The organism is Catenovulum agarivorans DS-2, from assembly GCF_000568405.1.
GTDB lineage: Bacteria > Pseudomonadota > Gammaproteobacteria > Enterobacterales > Alteromonadaceae > Catenovulum > Catenovulum agarivorans_A.
The window spans coordinates 50,234-69,372 of sequence record NZ_ARZY01000022.1; the positions used below are offsets into that span (position 1 = coordinate 50,234).

12 protein-coding genes are annotated in these 19,139 nt (G+C 40.9%); 2 read left to right on the forward strand and 10 right to left on the reverse strand.

All coding sequences use genetic code 11. The annotated features are described in order from the left end of the window. Window positions 1-19: 19 nt before the first annotated feature. Window positions 20-652, reverse strand: a complete 633-nt coding sequence (locus tag DS2_RS12040) for a PEP-CTERM sorting domain-containing protein (protein WP_035015059.1) — start codon at window positions 650-652, stop codon at window positions 20-22. A gap of 247 nt (window positions 653-899) precedes the next feature. Between DS2_RS12040 and DS2_RS12045 the strand changes: the two genes are divergently transcribed. After that, window positions 900-1,442, forward strand: coding sequence for a TrmH family RNA methyltransferase (locus DS2_RS12045; RefSeq protein WP_035015060.1), 543 nt, complete (start codon window positions 900-902; stop codon window positions 1,440-1,442). Window positions 1,443-1,506: 64 nt separating this feature from the next. Continuing rightward, window positions 1,507-2,508 (forward strand): DUF1186 domain-containing protein, encoded by a 1,002-nt coding sequence (locus DS2_RS12050; RefSeq protein ID WP_235188595.1) that lies wholly within the window; start codon window positions 1,507-1,509, stop codon window positions 2,506-2,508. A gap of 83 nt (window positions 2,509-2,591) precedes the next feature. Here the strand turns inward: DS2_RS12050 and DS2_RS12055 are convergent, their stop codons facing one another. The 9 genes from DS2_RS12055 to DS2_RS12095 all read right to left on the reverse strand — a co-directional run bounded on the left by DS2_RS12055 (window position 2,592) and on the right by DS2_RS12095 (window position 18,811). Continuing rightward, entirely contained in the window at window positions 2,592-4,088 is a 1,497-nt protein-coding gene (locus DS2_RS12055) for a sulfatase-like hydrolase/transferase (protein ID WP_200870143.1), read from the reverse strand. Between the two features lie 39 nt (window positions 4,089-4,127). After that, complete coding sequence (locus DS2_RS12060) at window positions 4,128-5,555, reverse strand: aldehyde dehydrogenase family protein (protein ID WP_035015061.1); 1,428 nt, start codon at window positions 5,553-5,555, stop codon at window positions 4,128-4,130. After that, complete coding sequence (locus DS2_RS12065; protein ID WP_035015062.1) at window positions 5,555-6,706, reverse strand: mandelate racemase/muconate lactonizing enzyme family protein; 1,152 nt, start codon at window positions 6,704-6,706, stop codon at window positions 5,555-5,557. Before DS2_RS12065 ends, DS2_RS12060 begins: the two co-directional genes overlap by 1 nt. 77 nt (window positions 6,707-6,783) lie before the next feature. Next, complete coding sequence (locus tag DS2_RS12070) at window positions 6,784-8,343, reverse strand: sulfatase-like hydrolase/transferase (protein ID WP_035015064.1); 1,560 nt, start codon at window positions 8,341-8,343, stop codon at window positions 6,784-6,786. 51 nt (window positions 8,344-8,394) lie between these two features. Beyond that, on the reverse strand, window positions 8,395-10,422 hold the full coding sequence (locus tag DS2_RS12075) for a glycoside hydrolase family 127 protein (protein ID WP_035015085.1): 2,028 nt from the start codon (window positions 10,420-10,422) through the stop codon (window positions 8,395-8,397). 225 nt (window positions 10,423-10,647) lie between these two features. Further along, complete coding sequence (locus DS2_RS12080) at window positions 10,648-11,994, reverse strand: MFS transporter (RefSeq protein ID WP_051479834.1); 1,347 nt, start codon at window positions 11,992-11,994, stop codon at window positions 10,648-10,650. 107 nt (window positions 11,995-12,101) lie between these two features. Next, window positions 12,102-13,217, reverse strand: coding sequence for a family 16 glycosylhydrolase (locus DS2_RS12085; protein ID WP_051479835.1), 1,116 nt, complete (start codon window positions 13,215-13,217; stop codon window positions 12,102-12,104). A 96-nt stretch (window positions 13,218-13,313) separates the two neighbouring features. Next, on the reverse strand, window positions 13,314-15,137 hold the full coding sequence (locus DS2_RS12090) for a hypothetical protein (RefSeq protein ID WP_035015065.1): 1,824 nt from the start codon (window positions 15,135-15,137) through the stop codon (window positions 13,314-13,316). A gap of 71 nt (window positions 15,138-15,208) precedes the next feature. Further along, the gene (locus DS2_RS12095; protein WP_035015066.1) at window positions 15,209-18,811 is read right to left on the reverse strand and encodes a TonB-dependent receptor; all 3,603 of its coding nucleotides are present in this window, start codon (window positions 18,809-18,811) and stop codon (window positions 15,209-15,211) included. Between the last annotated feature and the right edge of the window lie 328 nt (window positions 18,812-19,139).

Below are 19,139 nucleotides of genomic sequence, written 5' to 3' on the forward strand. Positions count from 1 at the left end.
CATGCGCACCGTCAACCTGTTAGGCAGCGCTCAATTTTTTACGTACGCTTAAACCTGCAAGTCCCAATGCAAAAATGGCAAAAGTTGTTGGTTCGGGTACAGGTACACTGCTAATAGAAATGTTAGAAACGGTAAGACTGTCGCCTAAGCTAAAATCACCATCTAGCACTCCAAAATAAAGTGCAATTTCAGAACCTGCGTAGGCGCTAATATCAGTACTTAACCCGTCGATGGTAAAGTCGTGTAATAAGTCAAAGTTTTGATCAACCAAAGACACTTGAAAAAGGTCGTCTAGTGGCTCTGTTAGAAAAGTTGAGTATTCCAATGACAATACTGCAGAGTTTGCTGCAACTTCAAATTGCTGGAAAAGATAAATACCATAGTATTCGTTATCTTGGTCAGCAGATGTTGTTAAAGTAACGCTATTGCCCGCTGTTGCAAAATTAGCTGTATAGTCACCAACATTAACGTTATATTCTTCAAAAGTGCTGTCTGTCGCATATTCATAAATGAATACGTCACCTTCCCAGCCATTCAGATCATTACTGAAATCTGCATTGATTAAGCCAGCAAACGCGGTTGAACTAAGTGCCATACCAGCCATGAACACGACCGATTTAAAGTAGGTTGTAAATTTCTGTTGTAGTTTCATCTTGTAGTGCCTCAATTATTAGAAACAAAGTTTAAGTTGGTGCGTTTATCCCTAACGAATCCAACTAAAAACATATATAATCTACTATATTGTTTAACTTGTGTAAACATCATACGTTTTAATTATTAACGATTATTTTACTTTTAACACTTAAGGTTAATAAATCGAAGCGGCCGCAACAGAAGTTGCATTCTAGTATTGGCTGGGGTTAAATTCGCGCTTTAGAATACTTGCAGGCATTTAAACCATGGTGTGTAACTTTGTTTTATTAAACCCGAGAAACCGTGAAAATTTAGCCACGGTTATGCGCAGTGGACAAAATTTTGCAGTGTCTTCAGTTATTGTAATTGGTGGATTTATTGCGGATAAATATAAAGGCAACATTCATAAATTTACCCACCAAATGGACACGCAAGATGGTATGTCTAATTTAACGGTGTTGTATTTCGAAACTCTTGCAGACTTTTTAAAACACTTGCCTGCTAAAACCACTTTAGTGGTGGTTGAAATGGAAAAAGATGCCAAATATCTAGAAACTTACCAACACCCAGAAAACGCCACATATATTTTTGGCCCTGAGCTTAAAGGTTTTAGCCAAGCTGAACTTAGCACAATAAAACACCACTTTGCTGAGCTAAACAAGGATATACCGGCAGAGCATTTGGCCGGCAATAAACACACAGCCCATTTAGATTTTGTAAAAATTGCTATGGATAATTCGTTAAACGTCGGTGTGTGTAGCTCGATAGTCATGTATGACAGGCATGCAAAAACTTTCAAATCTATATAGCTAAATTAGTTTCAGCTGATTAGGTCAATTTATACTTGTCTAGCGATAGGGTATAATCCAGCACATGAATGCCCACCAGACTAAACAGATGAACTTAGAACAAATTTTACAGGCCTTGGCAAGTACAGAAAACGACTCATTGCCATTAGATGGCATCAAACAAGCAAAGGCGCATTGGTCTGTCGTCTGTCCTGAGATCCTCAATACAATTGATAAATTTATTGCAGATCCTGCTCAGTTAACCCCACAACAACAAAGCACGTTATTTTATGGTACGTTTTTGCTGGCTGAAATGAAGCATAGTCAAGCGTTTGATAAGATTCTTGAGTTATTCTCCTGCCAAGACACTTTTTTAACCCCTATTGAAAGTGTTTTTGGCGATACACTGACAGAATTGATCCCAAGCGTATTTTATATCTTAGCCGACGGAAACCCCGAAATACTCTCTGACTACATTTTAGATAGTCACTCGGCTATGTATGGCAAAGGTTCGGCAATTGAGGTGGTATTTGCCCAGTATGAAGCAGGTGCTGTTTCAAGAGCTCAATTGTTTGAATATGTCTCTTACTGGAAAAGCACCTTTTTAACAAACCTGAGCTTAAGTAATCGTTATTTGCTTAGCGTTCTGGCAACATCATGTATTGATTACCAACTGGATGAATTTAAAAACGAGTTTATTGCCCTTTGCAGCAAAGATGTGTTTGATGAAGATCGCGCACCTAAAGACGAAATTAAAGCATGGGATCATGCCAAAGGTATCAAACAAATAGAATCCGGCTTAATTTATACAGAGTTTAACTTAGCTGAGGTTTTTGCGACTTGGCAAACAGCTGATAATGTTGCTGGCGACGGCCATCAGCAACAGCAGCACCAACAGCAAATGGATGACGAAATAAATCAGCTTATGGCGCAAGCAACAGATCAGTTGCGCAGCAATACTTTATTTGGTGAAGAATACATTTTGCAAAACAGTGTACCTGTTAGCAGCTTAACCGCCAAGGTTGGCCGTAATGATCCTTGCCCTTGTGGTAGCGGCAAAAAATATAAAAAATGTTGTTTGCATTAAAATTGTTAATTGAAGAAAGGCCAGCGCTTACGCAACTGGCCTTTTGGTAAACAAGCAGGTTCAACGAGTCAACAAACTCTCGCCTAATTCGCCCTGTCTATTGCGAAAGTTTCGTGAAATCTTGGCATTGATTTTTCACGCCAATCAAAACCTTCTTTGTGAATATGGAACCATTTCGGCTTAGCATGCTGCCAGCTCCATATTTCACCATCTTCAACTAACTCACGTAATAAGATGGGATATTGTGCAGCCAAGTCAGTGGTTTCTGCAGGGTCGTTATGTACATCAAACAACTTCCATTGGCCATTTCCGTACAATTGCGCTTTAAAGTTGTCACGACGAATAGATACATCGCTGTAACCGTATCTATGGCGCATCGCAAACAAGCTTTTACCTGGTCGCGCACTTTCACCTTTAGTAAAGGCAGGCCACAAGTTAACGCCGTCCACTTTCTTTTCTGCTGGAATTGCTGCGTTGGCTAAATGAGCAAACGTTGGGTAGAAATCTAGTGCAGAAATAACATGATGATAAGTATCACCACCTTTAATTTGCTGAGGCCAGTGGAAAAACATAGGTGTTCTAAATCCACCTTCTAATGTATCACCTTTACTACCTTTTAGCGGGTGGTTATTGGCACCAGCTTTGGTTTTACCACCATTGTCACTGAAAAATACAATTAAGGTATTTTCATATTGGCCTGTTTGTTTTAACGTTTCAACAATTTGCCCAACACCACGGTCTACAGCGTACACCATACCTGCATAGATTTTACGTTTTTTGTTTTTAATATGAGGAAACTGAGCCATATCTTCTTCGGTTGCTTCTAACGGTGTATGCGGCGCGTTATAAGCTAGATATAAGAAGAATGGTTTATCAACTTTACTCGATTCAGTAATAAAACGTGACGCCTTATCTGACAAGTCATCTGTTAAGTATTTAGTTACCTCGACTTCTTTACCATTATGCTCCAAAGGGCGTAAATACTGAAAAATCGTATTGTCGCGACCTTGAGCTCGCAGGTTGTTATACGTTTTGACAAACTTTTCTGGAAAGTAAGAATGGCCGCCATTTAAGAAACCATAAAAATCGTCAAACCCACGATTGTTTGGATGATACTCAGGCGCTTCACCTAAATGCCATTTACCAACTAAACCAGTTCGATAACCCGCAGATTGCAACACGCTACTCATATAGGTTTCTTCAACTGGAATACCTAAACCAGCGGAATCTTTATTGGTTGGTAAATTAAATTGCGAACCAAACATATGTGGATAACGACCTGTCATTAACCCTGCTCGGCTAGGCCCACAGAATGGATGTGCCGTATAAGCAGAAGTCATTACCGTGCCGCCTGCTGCCAATTGGTCTAAATTAGGCGTTTTAATATCTGGTGAACCGTTAAAACCAACATCGGCATAACCCATATCGTCGGTTAAGATCACCAATATATTGGGTCTTTCATCTACGCGTTTCGCAGTTTTAGCAGTTGTTTCAGCACAACTGCTAAGTGTTGCCGCCATAACAGTTAAAGCTATGGCACTTTTAATCATTTGTGTAACTTTGTGGCTTAAAGTTTTCATAGTTAATTTCCATGCGGGATTTGCACACCCCGCCAAAACCTAATCGTTAACCAATACAGAAACACGTTTAAGGGTTAAATATTCCTGCAAGCTATATCGAGAACAATCTTTACCCACACCACTTTGTTTCAAACCGCCGTGTGGTAATTGCACAGAATAATGCGCTTCATTAATACACACACTACCCGCTTCAATTTGCTGTGCAGCCTGCATACCACGTTGTAAATTAGTGGTATAAACATAAGCAGACAAGCCATATTCATTATCATTTGCCAATGCGATAATGTCGTCGCTGTCATCAAACGGAATAACCGCCATTACTGGGCCAAAGATTTCATCAGCAACAATCTTCATATCTAAATTAACGTTAGACAAAATTGTCGGTTGTAAATAATAACCGGCTTGCTCCGGCTTCTTGCCACCAGTTTCTAATTGAGCACCGTTGGCAACGGCGTCTTCAATTAATCCGATAACACGCTCACGTTCTTTCGGGCTCATCATAGGGCCCATAGTATGACCTTCAGCATAACCCGGTGCTAATTTGATACCACCTGCGATATCTTTCGCTTTGGCTAAGAAAGATTCATATACTGATTTATGCACAAATACACGGTTTGGTGATACACACACCTGCCCTGTATTAGCAAATTTTAAGTTAGTAATGTCAGTAGCTGCTTTTTCAACATCTGCATCGTCATAAACAATCACTGGTGCGTTGCCACCCAACTCCACAGAGAAATGTTTAACATTAGTACAAGCGGTGCGCATTGCGCCAACACCTGCGCGGGTTGAACCTATCATGGTGAATAATTTAGTTTTGTCTGATGTTAATAATGGATCAGTAATGTCATAGTTATTACTGCTTATTACGTTTAAAACACCCGCTGGTACACCCGCTTCAATCGCTAATTCAGCAACTTTTAAAGATGCTAACGGTGTTACTTGAGATGGCTTAATAATCGCAGCACAACCAGCAGCTAATGATGGGCCAATTTTGTAACCCACGTTTAATAACGGGAAGTTCCATGCCAAATAACCCACAACAACACCTAAAGGTTGGCGAGAAATAAAGTGGTGGAAACGTCCATCAGGATCATTAATTACCGGTTGGTCTAAACGCTTGGCTTCTTCAATGAAAAATTTTAAGCAAGTGGTTAACATACCAAAGTCGTATTCTGCATTGTCGGCAGGTTTACCTGTCTCAGCGATTAAAATATCGATAATTTCTTTTTTATTCGCTTCTAAAACATCTACATACTTTAAGATGATTGCTTCACGCTTAGCCAAAGACATTTTCGACCAAGATTGAAACGCTGTGTCTGCAGATTCTAAAGCAAGCTCAATGTGCTTAGGTTCAGCATCTGGAACATGAGCGATGACTTCTTCAGTTGCAGGGTTAACTACAGGAAAAGTCGTTTCGGCGCCAACAAGCTCGCCATTAATTAACATTTTAAATTCAGTCGTCATTACTTAGTTTCCGTTTGTTTAACAGTAAATTTCTTCAACGCGTCGCGATTAATTTCGACACCTAAACCAGCTGCAGTTGGTACATTTGCTTTACCTTGCTCTACCTTAACCATGACATCGTACATTTCATCGCGTAATGGATTTTCAGTGCGATCATATTCTAATAATAGCTTTTTAGGTTCGGCTCTGCCTGGCTCGTGATAGGCACTGGCCAAAAAGTGTGTTGCAGCAGCTAGGTTTAGCTGGGTGCCCCAAACGTGTGGGATAACATTTACACCATTAGCAGAGGCCATAGCACGAATTTTTAGTGCTTCAGATGGGCCACCACAATAAGCCAAATCAGGTTGCAATAAATGCACTGAGTTAGATTGAATTAAGCCGTTGTAAGCAAAACGAGTTTGCACGCACTCACCTGTTGCCAAACAAATATCCAACTTGTCGTGCAAGTTTTTGAATAAGTGCAAATGCTCTGGGGCCAACGGCTCTTCAAACCAATCGTATTTATATTCTTCCAAAACTCGACCAACTCTAATCGCCTCTGGTAAATCAAACGCATGGTTTGAATCAGCCATCAAAGCAGTTTCAGGCAATGCTTCGCGTAAAGCTTTGATAAACCGCTCATCAAATGGCACGTTTTTGCCCACTTTAATTTTCATGGCTTCAAAACCTTGATTGGCGTAACCAACACCTTCCTCAACTAAAGATTCAAGCAATTGTTCTTCTGGTAAATCAGTGTAGTACATACCTGTTGCATAACACGGAACTTGGTCTCGGTTGCGTCCACCCATCAACTCTGAAACACTTAAACCCAAAGCTTTACCTTTTAAGTCCCATAGTGCCATGTCAATACCAGACATAGCCGACATCATTACGCCAGAGCGAGCAAAATCTAGTGATGAGCGCCACATGTGCTGCCAAATCGCATCTGTAGATAACGCATGCATCTTCAAAATACGCGGTGCATAAAACTTCTCGACAGCCCCTTGGATTACATCAGCCGGGCCATAACACTCACCCCAACCAGTTACACCACATTCGGTTACGACCTCAATAAGCAACACATTGCGTTGGTCATAAAACCATTGTGAAAATCCAAATGGTGTATCTAATTGGCATCTTACATGATGGGTTCTTACACATGCTATTCTCATACTAATATCACTTATTGTTACATACTACGTTAAGACCAAAAGATAAAAACAGGCGGCATCGGGCCGCCTTTGCGTTTTTACTTCAAAATATCACGAAAATGAATGCGGAACTTCTCTAAAGACGGGTCTTCAGTCCTAGCTAATTCTGCATCTAACATTTTCACGTGCTCAGCAATTTGAGCTTTGTGTTTTTCACTTTTTATTAAGTTAGTCATTTCATACGGGTCGTTTTTAAGGTCGTAGAATTCATCTACCGATTCACCCGGATTCCAGACAAATTTAAATTCAGGCGTACGCAACGCTTTAATCCCATACCAAGCGCCGTTATACCACTCATAAGCGTATAGTGCTGTATCAGGTTGACCTGCTTCCGCTACGTCACCTTTTTCCATCAGTGGTAACAAACTATGACCGTCTACGTCACCGTCATTGGGTAAACTCAATAATTCACCTAAAGTCGGCGCGACATCGATCAAAGAGACTTGGCGCGTGACAATTTTAGGCTCAGTGCCAGGCGCTTTGATTAACAATGGAATTCGCATCAATTCATCATACGCATATGGCATTTTGTCAAATAAACCATGCTCACCAAGCATGCTCCCTTGGTCGCCGACCAACACTATGGTTAAATCTTCGTATAAACCGTTTTCTTTAGCTGATTGAATAAGTTCACCCACTACGCGGTCAACCATAGCAATCGCGCCGTAATAAAATGAATGCGCTTTACGCCAATCCATTTCTGTCATGTGAGAAACATCGTGCCATGGCCATAAAACTCGGTTTTGCCCCAACGGTTTACCTTCGTTTGATGCCATAAAGTTAGGTGGCAACTTAATTTTATTCGGATCAAACATGCTCGCATACGGTTCAGGTACACGATACGGTGGATGAGGCTGGTGGAAACTTGCTACACCAAAAAATGGTTTACCGCTGTTTTTAGCTTGTTTCATCATTTCTTCAGCTTGATGAACTAAGTGAGCTGTATGCGAAGTTTCGTAAGTGCCAGGTAAGGTTTGGTAATATGAGGTCTTTTCACCATTTTTACCTAATTTACCTTCTTTATAGGCTAAAATATCGCTTTCAGTTGAATAAGGTACCCAAGTACGTTGAAATCTTTTTGCGTGATGCTCGTGATCATCGCTAATATAATCTGCACCACGTAACGCCACACCTTGATGGCCTAAATGCCATTTACCAACAAAACCAGTATAAAAACCAGCATCTTTCGCACGGCGAATCAGACCACCTTCGTTTGGGTTAAGCTCAAATAAACGTGTACGATAAATATCTAAGTTGTCGTCTAAACCCGTTTTGTGACCCCAGCGACCAGTAAAAAATGCCGCGCGTGACGGCGAACACAAACCCGTGGTCGTCATTGCATTATCAAAACGAACTGACTGTGCTGCTAAATTATCAATGTTCGGCGTATTAACAGGACCATTTCGGTACGAGAAGGTATCAAAACGCATATCATCAAACATGATGATCAACACATTCGACTGCTTTTTGTCTGAGTTAACTTGAGCTTGTTTGTTACTCACAGACGATGTATCCGTAAGGCTACATGCTGTAAGTGCGAGCGCCCCAGCTAATGCAGCAAAAAACTTTTTAATTTTTCTGTTGTGATTTAATAACATTGTTTACCTCAAAAAAAACAGGCACCATCCTTGGCTTCCGTCAAACAACAACTAGTGGATATGAGCCGCAGGTGATTGCCACAAAATGGGTAAAAATACCGACATTTCATTATGTTCATCACCTCTGTTAGCCCATGCGAAATAAGGGACAAATCGTGTATCAACCGATTTAAATTCTGGTTGGGTAAGGGCACGATACATACCTTGCTTTTTGTCAGTACGAATAAACACTTGCGTATTGATGGTGTTCACTCCGCCTAAAAAACTCGTTACTTTTTCAACTTTTAGATCAGCATTGGTTGGTAAATACACATCTAATATGTCTGTATCTTTTGGGAGATCGACACTTTCCAACGCATACACAATTGGACCGCGCTTTATCGCAGCATGGTTGCGGACTTCCTCAATGCGAGGATGCCCTTCAATGAGTTGAGTTTGCATAGGCAAGCTAATTTCAATTAGATCACCTTTTTTCCAACTTCTATTTAATACCGCATACTGCCCAGCAAGCACTTGACTAGCGACAGGTTTGCCATTCACTAAGATAGAAGGTTGCTGTGCCCAACTTGGAATGCGAATGCGCATATCAAACGGTTCAGCTTTTGCTTCATCCACTTTTATTAGAATGTCACCTTGCCAAGGGTAATCGGTTGATTGAATAAGTTTTAGTGCGCTACCGTCTAACAATTTAGTATTGAGTTTATTGCCACCAAACAAGTTAACCACTACGCCATTTTCTGACAGGCTGTATGCCCATGTAGATAAATAAGCGAGTATTTTGGCTAAATTTGGTGGACAACAAAAACTGCTAAAGTACCTTTTACGCACAGGCGTTTCATTTAAAAGATTATCGTAATCCAGCACGCCGTTTACCTTGCGTAAGGGGTTGGTGTAAAAGAATTTAGTACCATCTAAACTAACGGCAGACAACATACTGTTGTATAAAACCAGTTCGGCGTTATCAATAAATTTTGAATCGCCCAAAATACTCATCAATTTGTAGTTGAATAACGCATTGGCAATGTTTGCACATGTTTCTGCGTAACCACGCGCATTTGGCATCATGTAGTCGTAGATGAAACCTTCGTGTATAAAGTCGAAGTTTTCCGCAGCACCTTTGTCAATTTGGCCAATTCCGCCATGAACGAACATCTTGCGATTATTCGCGCTGTCCCAAATTCGCGTCAGCGCCTCAATTAAACTTTTGTCACCTGTTTCAGCATATATATCTGCCGCACCTGCCCATAAATACATACCTAAGACGGCATGCCCTACCGCATCATGTTCTTCACGCAAAGGTGTACGCTCTTGTACCATGTCTCCTTGATGTATATGGAGCACAGTTGGATCATAGTCTCCAAACCAATCTTTCTTTTCCGGCGCTCTTAGCTCAACAAAATGGATTGCTAACTCAAGATATTTTTGTTGTTTGCTTTGGCGATACAATTCGACCAAAGCCATTATGTGAGATGGATTAAAGCCAAAGCGAGCCAGTTTTTTCGGCGTAGGCATAAAAGTCTTGTACAAGTAATCGGCATTTTTAACCGCAATATTGTAAAAATTACTTTTTCCAGTAATACGCTTATGTAAAACACCAGCAGATATTAAGTGACCACTGTTATATAACTCATGATCATTTCGGCGAGTCCAAGGGGCTTTCCCTTTGTTTTGAATAAAACTAGACAAATAGCCATTCGGTTGTTGCGCTTTGCCAATAACTTGAATGATTTCATCTAATTCAGTAAGAATTTCTGGGTCTTTGTTAATCGCATAAAGATATAAATTCGCTTCCATCCATTTGTAAAAGTCGCCATCTTGCCAAGCTGTGCCTTTATGTTCTCCATCTATTAAACCAGCAGCAATTTTTAAGTCAGCATACGCATGACTAATATCACTTTTTAACGTTTCCCCCATTGATGGCACAACAGCAGTTTCAGCCAAGTGAAATTTGTCAGCCCAAAAACCCTCGGTCCAAACACTATCGCCAACCTTAATCGGATGGAATTGATTAAAAGGACTAATATGGGAATGGGCATGCGCGCGCGCAGTCAAGATGACCGAAAAAGTCACTAAAACCATGAATGTTTTTGTAAACCAACGTATTGTCACTTCACTGATGCCCATATAAAAGTTTCAAGCCCTACCAAACTAATAGTTTAGCTCAAACAAATTTACCAATTATAAGATACATATAAACATATGATGTTTATATAGTCAATAAAAAGCACCATATGAAATTAAATTGTTGTTAACAAAGATACATGTATATCAACACAATCCATACATAGCGCTAGGCTCTGAAGGTTACACCTTGGTTATTGCTAGGCGCTTAAACATGATTAACGCACTACCAGCTAACAATGCCGAAATCATGGTGCCACCCGCAAGAATCATACGCATATCTAAAATAGATGCTGCGCTTTGATTGGCACCCATTTCTGCATTAAAACCAATAAAATTGAGCGATAAACCAGAGGTCAACATGGCTAAACTAATACAAAGCTGCATAACCATATTGTGGATTGAGACATAGACACCATTATGATTGCCATGTTGGGCGTTTTGCTCAGCCGCTACATCTGCAATCAAAGAATGAAGTAAAATTGCCATAGAAGCCCACGCAAAACAGCCTAACGCAGCGTCTATTACTAGTAAGTATTGTCCCCCTGGCACAAATATAAACCACTTGCTCAAGCCACCAATAAATGTAATTAAGTAAACGAGTAAAAAACAATTCACGCGGCCAAATTTGGCATTTGTTTTCAATATGATAGGTACTGCGATCAAGCCACACAATGCGTAAGCAGTCGAAAGCACACCTTTCCAGTTAGCACCAGAAACTAAATCACCTCCCTGCATATAATAAACAATCAGGTAGTAGTCCATGCTTGCCGAATAGACTACGCCGAAAAACTGTGCGAATGTCACTACCAATAAGAGATTAAACGCTCGGTTAGACAAAACGTGACGGATATTGCTTAATAATTTTGTCGATTGAATTTGCTTAGGTTTAGCTGTGTGGTTAGTTTTATGTTGATACATCAATGCGGGCAAGACACCTGCAATGGCGATTGCAACAATTGCAATCAACCATCCGACCCATTTTACCCCAACATATAAGCTGCTAAATATCGACAGTTGGGCGAGCGGGAACGCCCATTGGTGGAATAGCGAACAGACTTTACTAATAACTGAATTAAGTGCAAACAAACTCACACGTTCACAGCTGTCTTCCGTCGCTTCATAAACTAAGCAAGTATACGGAATAAGAAAAAACTCAGCCGCGATACAAAACGCCGTATATACCACCGCGAAATAGAGAAGCTGCATATTCGTTTGCCAGTCGACTGGCACTTGCCATATGCAACCATAAAAAACAGCGGAAATTAACGCGCCAAGCAATATAAATATTTTACGATTACCAAACTTTTGCAGGTATATATCACTTAGCTGCCCTACCCAAGGGCCAATCATTGACGCTAGGATAAGTGGCACCATCATAGCTGCAGCCAATAAGAAAGGATCGACCGCTAAACTCATTTGATAGTAGGGGATTGCCAATATGCCGACACCTTGGCGCATAAAAAATGCGCTAAAAGTGCCGGACGAAATGGCAAATTTGCTTTTGATCGATAATGAATTTTTTGTCAAGTGTGTTTAGCCACGTTTGTCGGTTACAATTTTAAATTGTAACCTAAATTCAACACAACATAACAAATCACCTTTAAAAAGATAATACAAATAAAAAAGTAACAGATCTAATCCACTTTACGATATGAACGGATCCAATCTACTTCCATATCATTCGGATAACCTTCGCCCGTCGCTTCGCTGCGAACTGGACAACGATTAAACCCTTCATATTCACCAGTACAGTCATAAGTTACATGTGGCGAACGCAACCCAAGTGATAAGGTAACCCGCATTGGTAAATGCCAATACTTGTTTGGTTTTTGAAATACCTGTTTGCCATCTAAAAACCAAGTTATGGTTTCTGGGGTAATCTCTGCAGCGTAAATATGAAAGTCTTCTCTTGGATCAAAATCAACTAATAGTTTATTTTGTGCCAAATCAGAAAAATCATTGTGTGGTCGAACTTGAATTTGCTCACCATTTTCACCACGTACCACAGCATGCAAATTCATATCCATTACTTTTTCATCATCCCATTTTGCCGTACCTGTAATACTGCTCCACTCTCGTTGCTGTAGTTCAACTATGTCTACTTCAGAATAAAATGGCTGTTCTGCTTCAGTCGGCTTCATGCCTGCCGCATCTCTATCAGCTGCATTGCTATACAACCAAAATGCTGGGCTTGCCCCTGGAAAAGTTGGATTACCCTTGATACGGGCTTCAAAATAACCATAAGTAATGGTTTCGCGTGCGCGGACTATGCCTGATTTATAAAACATATCGTTTGATATTAGTTCGCTCGTACCATTACGCGTGCCCCAACGGGTATCAGTATGAGGCTCATATCGCATGGTTAGATGCAAATGACCTTCCGCGTCTATCGATGTATTATCAGGCTCCCATGACCACGGGCCCCAATCATTAATATCGTTGTCCCATTTATTTAAATTAATCGTGGCATCATTAAACTCATCCGATAAATTCTCAACCAGCTGCCATTGTGATTTATCGACATTCTCTCTTGTCGGGAATAAATCCTCACCCGCTTGTGGAGTATCAATTTCAGGTTCTTGTTCCTGTTCCTGCTCTTGTTCCTGTTCTTGCTCTTGTTCTTGCTCTTGCTCTTGCTCTTGCTCTTGCTCTTGCTCAGACGATGATAAATTTGGCGAATCTGACGAGCCACCACAGCTGATTAATACACTAGCTAAAGCACAAAGGATTAAATTGTATTGAAATTTCATTAGCACTCCTATTGGGTGTTAATTATGTTTTAACAAGGGGAAAAAATGGCATAAATTGGGCCACCCAAGATTAGGGTGGCTCTGCTATGAAAGGGGTTATTCGGTTACTTCAACAATTGCATAATCGTCTAATAACAATACGTCACCAGGCTGCAAGCCTTCGATGTCAAAGAATGGGAATACATGGTCGCGAATAGTCCAATTTGCAGGCACTGTCCATGCCGCTTGCAAGTCAGAGAATTTAAACTCTACAAGCTGCCAGTCTGTTGTCGCTTTTAACTCAGCTGACACTATACCTTGAGCTTCAAAACGCTTGTCAAAACCTGGGCCTGAAGGGCCATCTTGGTATGACCAAGGCAATAATCTATGGGTCAACTTAGCGCCTGAATTAACATCGCCAGTTGCATCAGCTGGCTTCACTTTAGCCCAAACATAAAACTTAAACTTTTTACCAATTGCGCTACCAGCGTTTGCAAGTAACTCTGTGTGGTAGTTTCTTAAGTTATTCCAGACTTGGCGAACAATGGTCGTTTTGTTGCTTGGGTCGGCTTCGCCACCGTCGACAACCGTCATTTTAACAGCACCACCACCATCTAAACCTTCACCTGGCGCTTGAGTATTTGGCCCCCATGGATAGTCACCCATATTAAAATCAGATGCCCAACCGTCAGGATGCGCAGAAGCTGTTGGTTCACACCATAAGTTTTCAACTAACTCAATTTCAATGCTTTTGCTTTCAACATCATCAATACTAGTTGAGCCTGTGTAACCACTTGCAACATTAACACTAACAACTGCTGTGTTACCGACTGTATTTACATTGGTATCAGGGGTCGTAAATGCAGCTATGCCATTAAATCCAAAAGTACCAGTTTCATTTAACTTGGCTACCGTATCATCAGTACTTGACCAAGTGTAGCTGTAGTCACCTTGCAACGAGCCTTCAAATAAGTCTGGTTCAACTTCTACCGCCGCATGAATACAGGTTGGAGACAGTTTTTTACCTGTTGGGGCACCAGAGCTGTGCAAATCACCATTAGAAATGCTCAAGGTAAATCCTGGTGTTACATTAAACTCAGCTTGCGCACTAAATTCCGGCTTTTCAACACTGGTGACCTTAATTTGAGTTTCGCCCTTGTCAATACCTTTTACTGTGCCAGCGTTTTCATCTAACACTTGCGCAATTGTTGAATCTAAACTTTCAAACTTTAAACCAGTATTACAAGCGTATGTTGGAATAGTAGAGGCTTTTGGTACAACAACCCCATCAACAGGGGTTTCTGCTGCAAAAATTTCTACCCCAACAACCTCATCATACTCAGCTGATATTGTTAAGTTAATAGTGCGAATTTCAGGCTCTCCTGTTACCACACCATTTTCATCTAATGGCCAGTTGTAACCGTTATCAACTACATATTGGATTTGGTATGTAACAGATTGCGGAAAGTCTCGCTTGCCATTCGCTCCCTCAATAACCTCATCGTTGTCATCATAACCTGACATAACATCTGTGGTATCACAGTCACGCAATACATCTTTAAAAGCATCAGTATCAACAAATAAAGTAAAACCATCTTCACTTAAACTAAATGGTGAATCTTCAATATTGTTTTCAAAGTTATCGTTACTGGTTTGTGGTGTACGAAAATCTTCATCATAACTGAAGTTAAACTCTCGAATGTAAATGGTCGATTTTTCAGGGTCAATTGGTTGACCATCCACCATAGCGCCAGCGAGTAAATCTATTTCAAACACACCACTATTTTCGTTTGTGCTTTCACTAGTCACCGCACTATCGAAAGTAACAGGGTGGCCGCCACTAAAATTAAAGTCAAAACCTTTATCTTTTTCACCGCAACCAGCTAAAACAGTTGTTATTGTAGCCGCTACGATACTTGTTTTTAGTAAGTTCATTGTCATCTTACTTCTCCAAAATTCTGTAACATTTGGCCAGTACATAACTGGCCAATCTAAATCGTTCTACACTCTGCTTAGAAAGTTGCACGAATACCGACACGGAACTGACGGCCAGTTTTAAACTGAGCACTTGTTCTGTTGGTAGTAATGCTGCTATCTTCCATCGCGTTACCTTCGTCTAGTACAATTCGTTCTTCCCCTTCAGGTGTTGTATTAGACGCCGTATAGAAGACTCGGCGAGTATCATCTGTTAGGTTAGTTGCTTGGAAAGTTAAGCTAACTTGTTCAGTTAGCTTAAAGCTTGAACTGAAGTCCAATCTGTTTGTTGCCTCTTGCCAAGTCGCACCACCAATCATGCCTTGGTCAACCAATTGCACGCTGTTGTATCTGTTGGCAAGACGAAGCGAAATGCCGTCTTTTTCCCAAAATACAGTGGTATTAGCAGAATGCTTTGGCGTGTACGGCAATGGTAATGGCTTTAAGAATTGACCAGTTGTGCCAATTTCTTCAGCATCACGCTCAGACACTTGATATGTATAATTGACGCTTAAACCTAAACCTGACCAAATACCCGGTAAAAAGTCGTAGTTCTGCGTATATCCCAATTCGACACCGCGCATTTCCGAGCCATCACCATTTTTATACACTTCAATTTGTGCGGTATCACAGCCTAAATTATATGGAAACGCTTGGTAGGCAACTTGTCGCTTCGGCATACAGTTTTTAACATCCCCTTCAACCATAGTGCCTGGATCACGCGCTGTGTTGTAGTCCATCAGCAAATCAGCATTGTCTAAATTGTATTCAGTTCGTACGTCTTTATAATGCATTGGTGTCAATACTGTTTCTTCGAAGTAGCGCATGTCTTTGTAGAATACCGCCGCAGACAACATGCTAGATTCGTTAAAGTACCACTCGTAAGAAATATCTAAGTTATTTGACTCCAAAGGTTTTAGATTGATATTACCAGACTGACCATAGGTGTTGTCCCAAGGGTCTTCTGTGATTTCTAAACGAGGGTTTAATGAATCGAATTGTGGGCGAGCCATGGTTTTTGAAACAGCAAAGCGTAAAACAGTTTCTTCGTCAATTGCATAGTTAAGGTTTAAGCTAGGCAACAACAAACTAATGGTATTAGAGCCAGCGACTGGTGCGACACGACGCGTAGTATTGTCTTGATCACCATTCGGCCCTGACCATGCTGTTGAACGGTCTATATACTGTGCCATAAAGGCAGCTGTATTAAAGTTACGGTTGGATGTTGCGTTGCTGTTTACCGTCGAGCCATCGTGTAAATACACTTCATTGGGCAAACCACCATTAGTTATAAGTTGACCTGTTGCATAGTCATATTGAACTAAACGGTTAACCGAATAGTCTGGGTTGCCATTGGCGTCTTTAAATAACCATTCGCCAGTCAAGTCGGTATCAGAGGTTGGATAGGTGTTTGCGTTACCTGTGACATAAGCATGGGTAATTGCCCAGTCCCAACAATCTTTGAATTTAGTGTCGAAGTCAGGATCCCCCGATACGAAACCAGGTACAGTCGGGAATCGATCATCAACAGCAAAGTTTGGTTCTGGACACGGTTGTGAACCTTCAATATCTGCAAGTTTTCGATTAACAATTAAGTCGTATGCATCAATAAGATGCGGGTTACGATAATAGGTTATGCCACCCACGCCTTGAGCTCTATTTTCATCTCTAACGTAACGTAAACCAATATTACCTTTTAACTGACCATCTAATAATTCAAAGTTCAACTTACCGTATAAAACTTGTGTATCCGTTTGGATATTTCGGGTGCCGAGTGGGCTTGCACTAATACCAATTGAGCTTGGGTCTTTACTGGTAAATGCTGTAATGGCTTTGTAAGCATCTAACATTGGCCAGCCAGCAAAAAACTGGTTGCTGCGAGCATCAACAACGTCTGCTAAAAAGTCATCATACGGGAAAGCTTCGCCTGACATCATGTCTGCAATACTAATAGACTGCATACCTGTACTTGAATAATCCGCACCTGGATCGGTCGCATCTATAATGGATTGACCACTGTCGATAAATTCACTTTGGGTAAATACGTCTTTTTCACGCTCAGAGTATTTCACACCGAATTCTAAAGAAGTTAGATAGTCGCCGTCCAAATACCAATCAAAATCTAAAAATAGTGATTTGTTAGTATCGGTTAAGTGATTGTCGCGGAAGGTAAAGCCACTTAAGTGATTTGCGTTAACATCATGCGGATTAAAACGGCTTGAGGCGAACTTCCAGCTACCATCAAATGGGTCTTGTATCGCCATTTTGGTACCTGTATAAAAACTACATTGCTCAGTACTACCTTCGGTACAGTCGTAGCCAACAGGCTCGATTAAATCAGCATCCATGTTATTGACAATTGGGCCACCCGTGGTACCCCAAGTTGTTGCACTTAAACCAAGTGAACCCTCAGTTTCATCGGTCGTTCGTGAATAACCTGCCGTTAACTCCATCTCAAGATTATCAGTAATAGACTGCTCAATTCGAAGAGAGACAACATTAGTTTCTAATTCACGTTCACCTTGGTTACGATTGATAAAACCAGCTGCGCGGCGAAGTGATTTTTCTAACGTCATTGTCTCTTCGTCTACAACATTCCACTCGGTAGTTGGATCGTTTGGATTCAACGTATCTTCTGGCGCGAAGTTAATGCGCAAGGTATGGTTGTCTGTTGTAACGGTTTGTGTGGTATGCGAGATATCTAACTGGATATCGGTTCGATCAGTTGGACGAATTTGCACACCTGATGATAAAGTAAAACGCTCGCGTTTGTCGGTATTTAAACGAAAATCGGTAAAGTTACGTGCCAGCACGTGCATTTCTTCGCCATCTGCCAGTGTGATTGGCTGACCCGTTTGTAAAGACGTTGCGGTACGACCAGATGCTGCATTTGCATCCATAATCGGCAATGCATTTTCATTCCACTCTGTTTCAATACGATCTTGACGATTTTTCTGAGTGTCTTGCGAAACGGTAAATACCACACCTAAAGTATCGTTTAAAAATTTGTCGGCATAACTACCAACTAATCTTTCCGTCCACTCGCCTGAAAATTCATTATAACGACCTTCGATAGTGGTTGATAAACGTCGTTTATTCAAATTGAGGGGCTTAATCGTACGCAACACAACAGTTGCACCCAAAGACCCTTCGTCTTGGTCTGCAGCTGAAGTTTTCATGACATCAATTGATGACAGGATATCAGATGAAAATGAGCTTAAGTCAACACTGTTATCTGCGCTGGCATCATCAGCACCGCCGCTAAAGCCACCAGTCAAAGCAACGCCATTCATTGAAACTTGGTTTAACGCCGCACCTGCACCACGAACTGAAATTCGAGTGCCCTCGCCATCTTCTTCTTGAACGGTTACACCAGTCACGCGAGAAAGTGCATCACCAATGTTTTGGTCGGTTGACTTACCAACATCTTCAGCGTGAATTGAATCGCTGACCCCACTGTTAAAACGTTTAGCATTTAGTGCGCGTTGAATACTGCCTCTAAAGCCTGTTATCTCGATTGTTTCTATTTCTTCGTCTGCGGTTTTGTTTTGAGAATTTTCTTCTGCAGCATAAAGAGGTGTAGATGCAAAATTAGCCATAATGGCCACTGCAACCGCTTTATATTTAAAATGGTTGTTCATGTGGTACTCCACTGAGTTATTGATTTGTGCTTGTCACCCATGCGTTGCGTCAAAAGTGGAAATATAAACAAGGTTCTATGAGTGTTATATCCGTCACCCATAGAACCTTGGAGGCCACAAAGTTGAAACACAACTTAAGTTAACAACAAAACGATTGCGCCCTTACGCAAGCGCTTGCGTTAACTCACGGTAAATATACAAAACATTTACATCACATACAACACATTTATTTAAACATACTACGTTTAAATAAATAAAACAAAAGATTTAAAATCATAACCAATTGTATTGTAAGGGTTTTAATTGATATTGAGAGGTTAAAAATTGA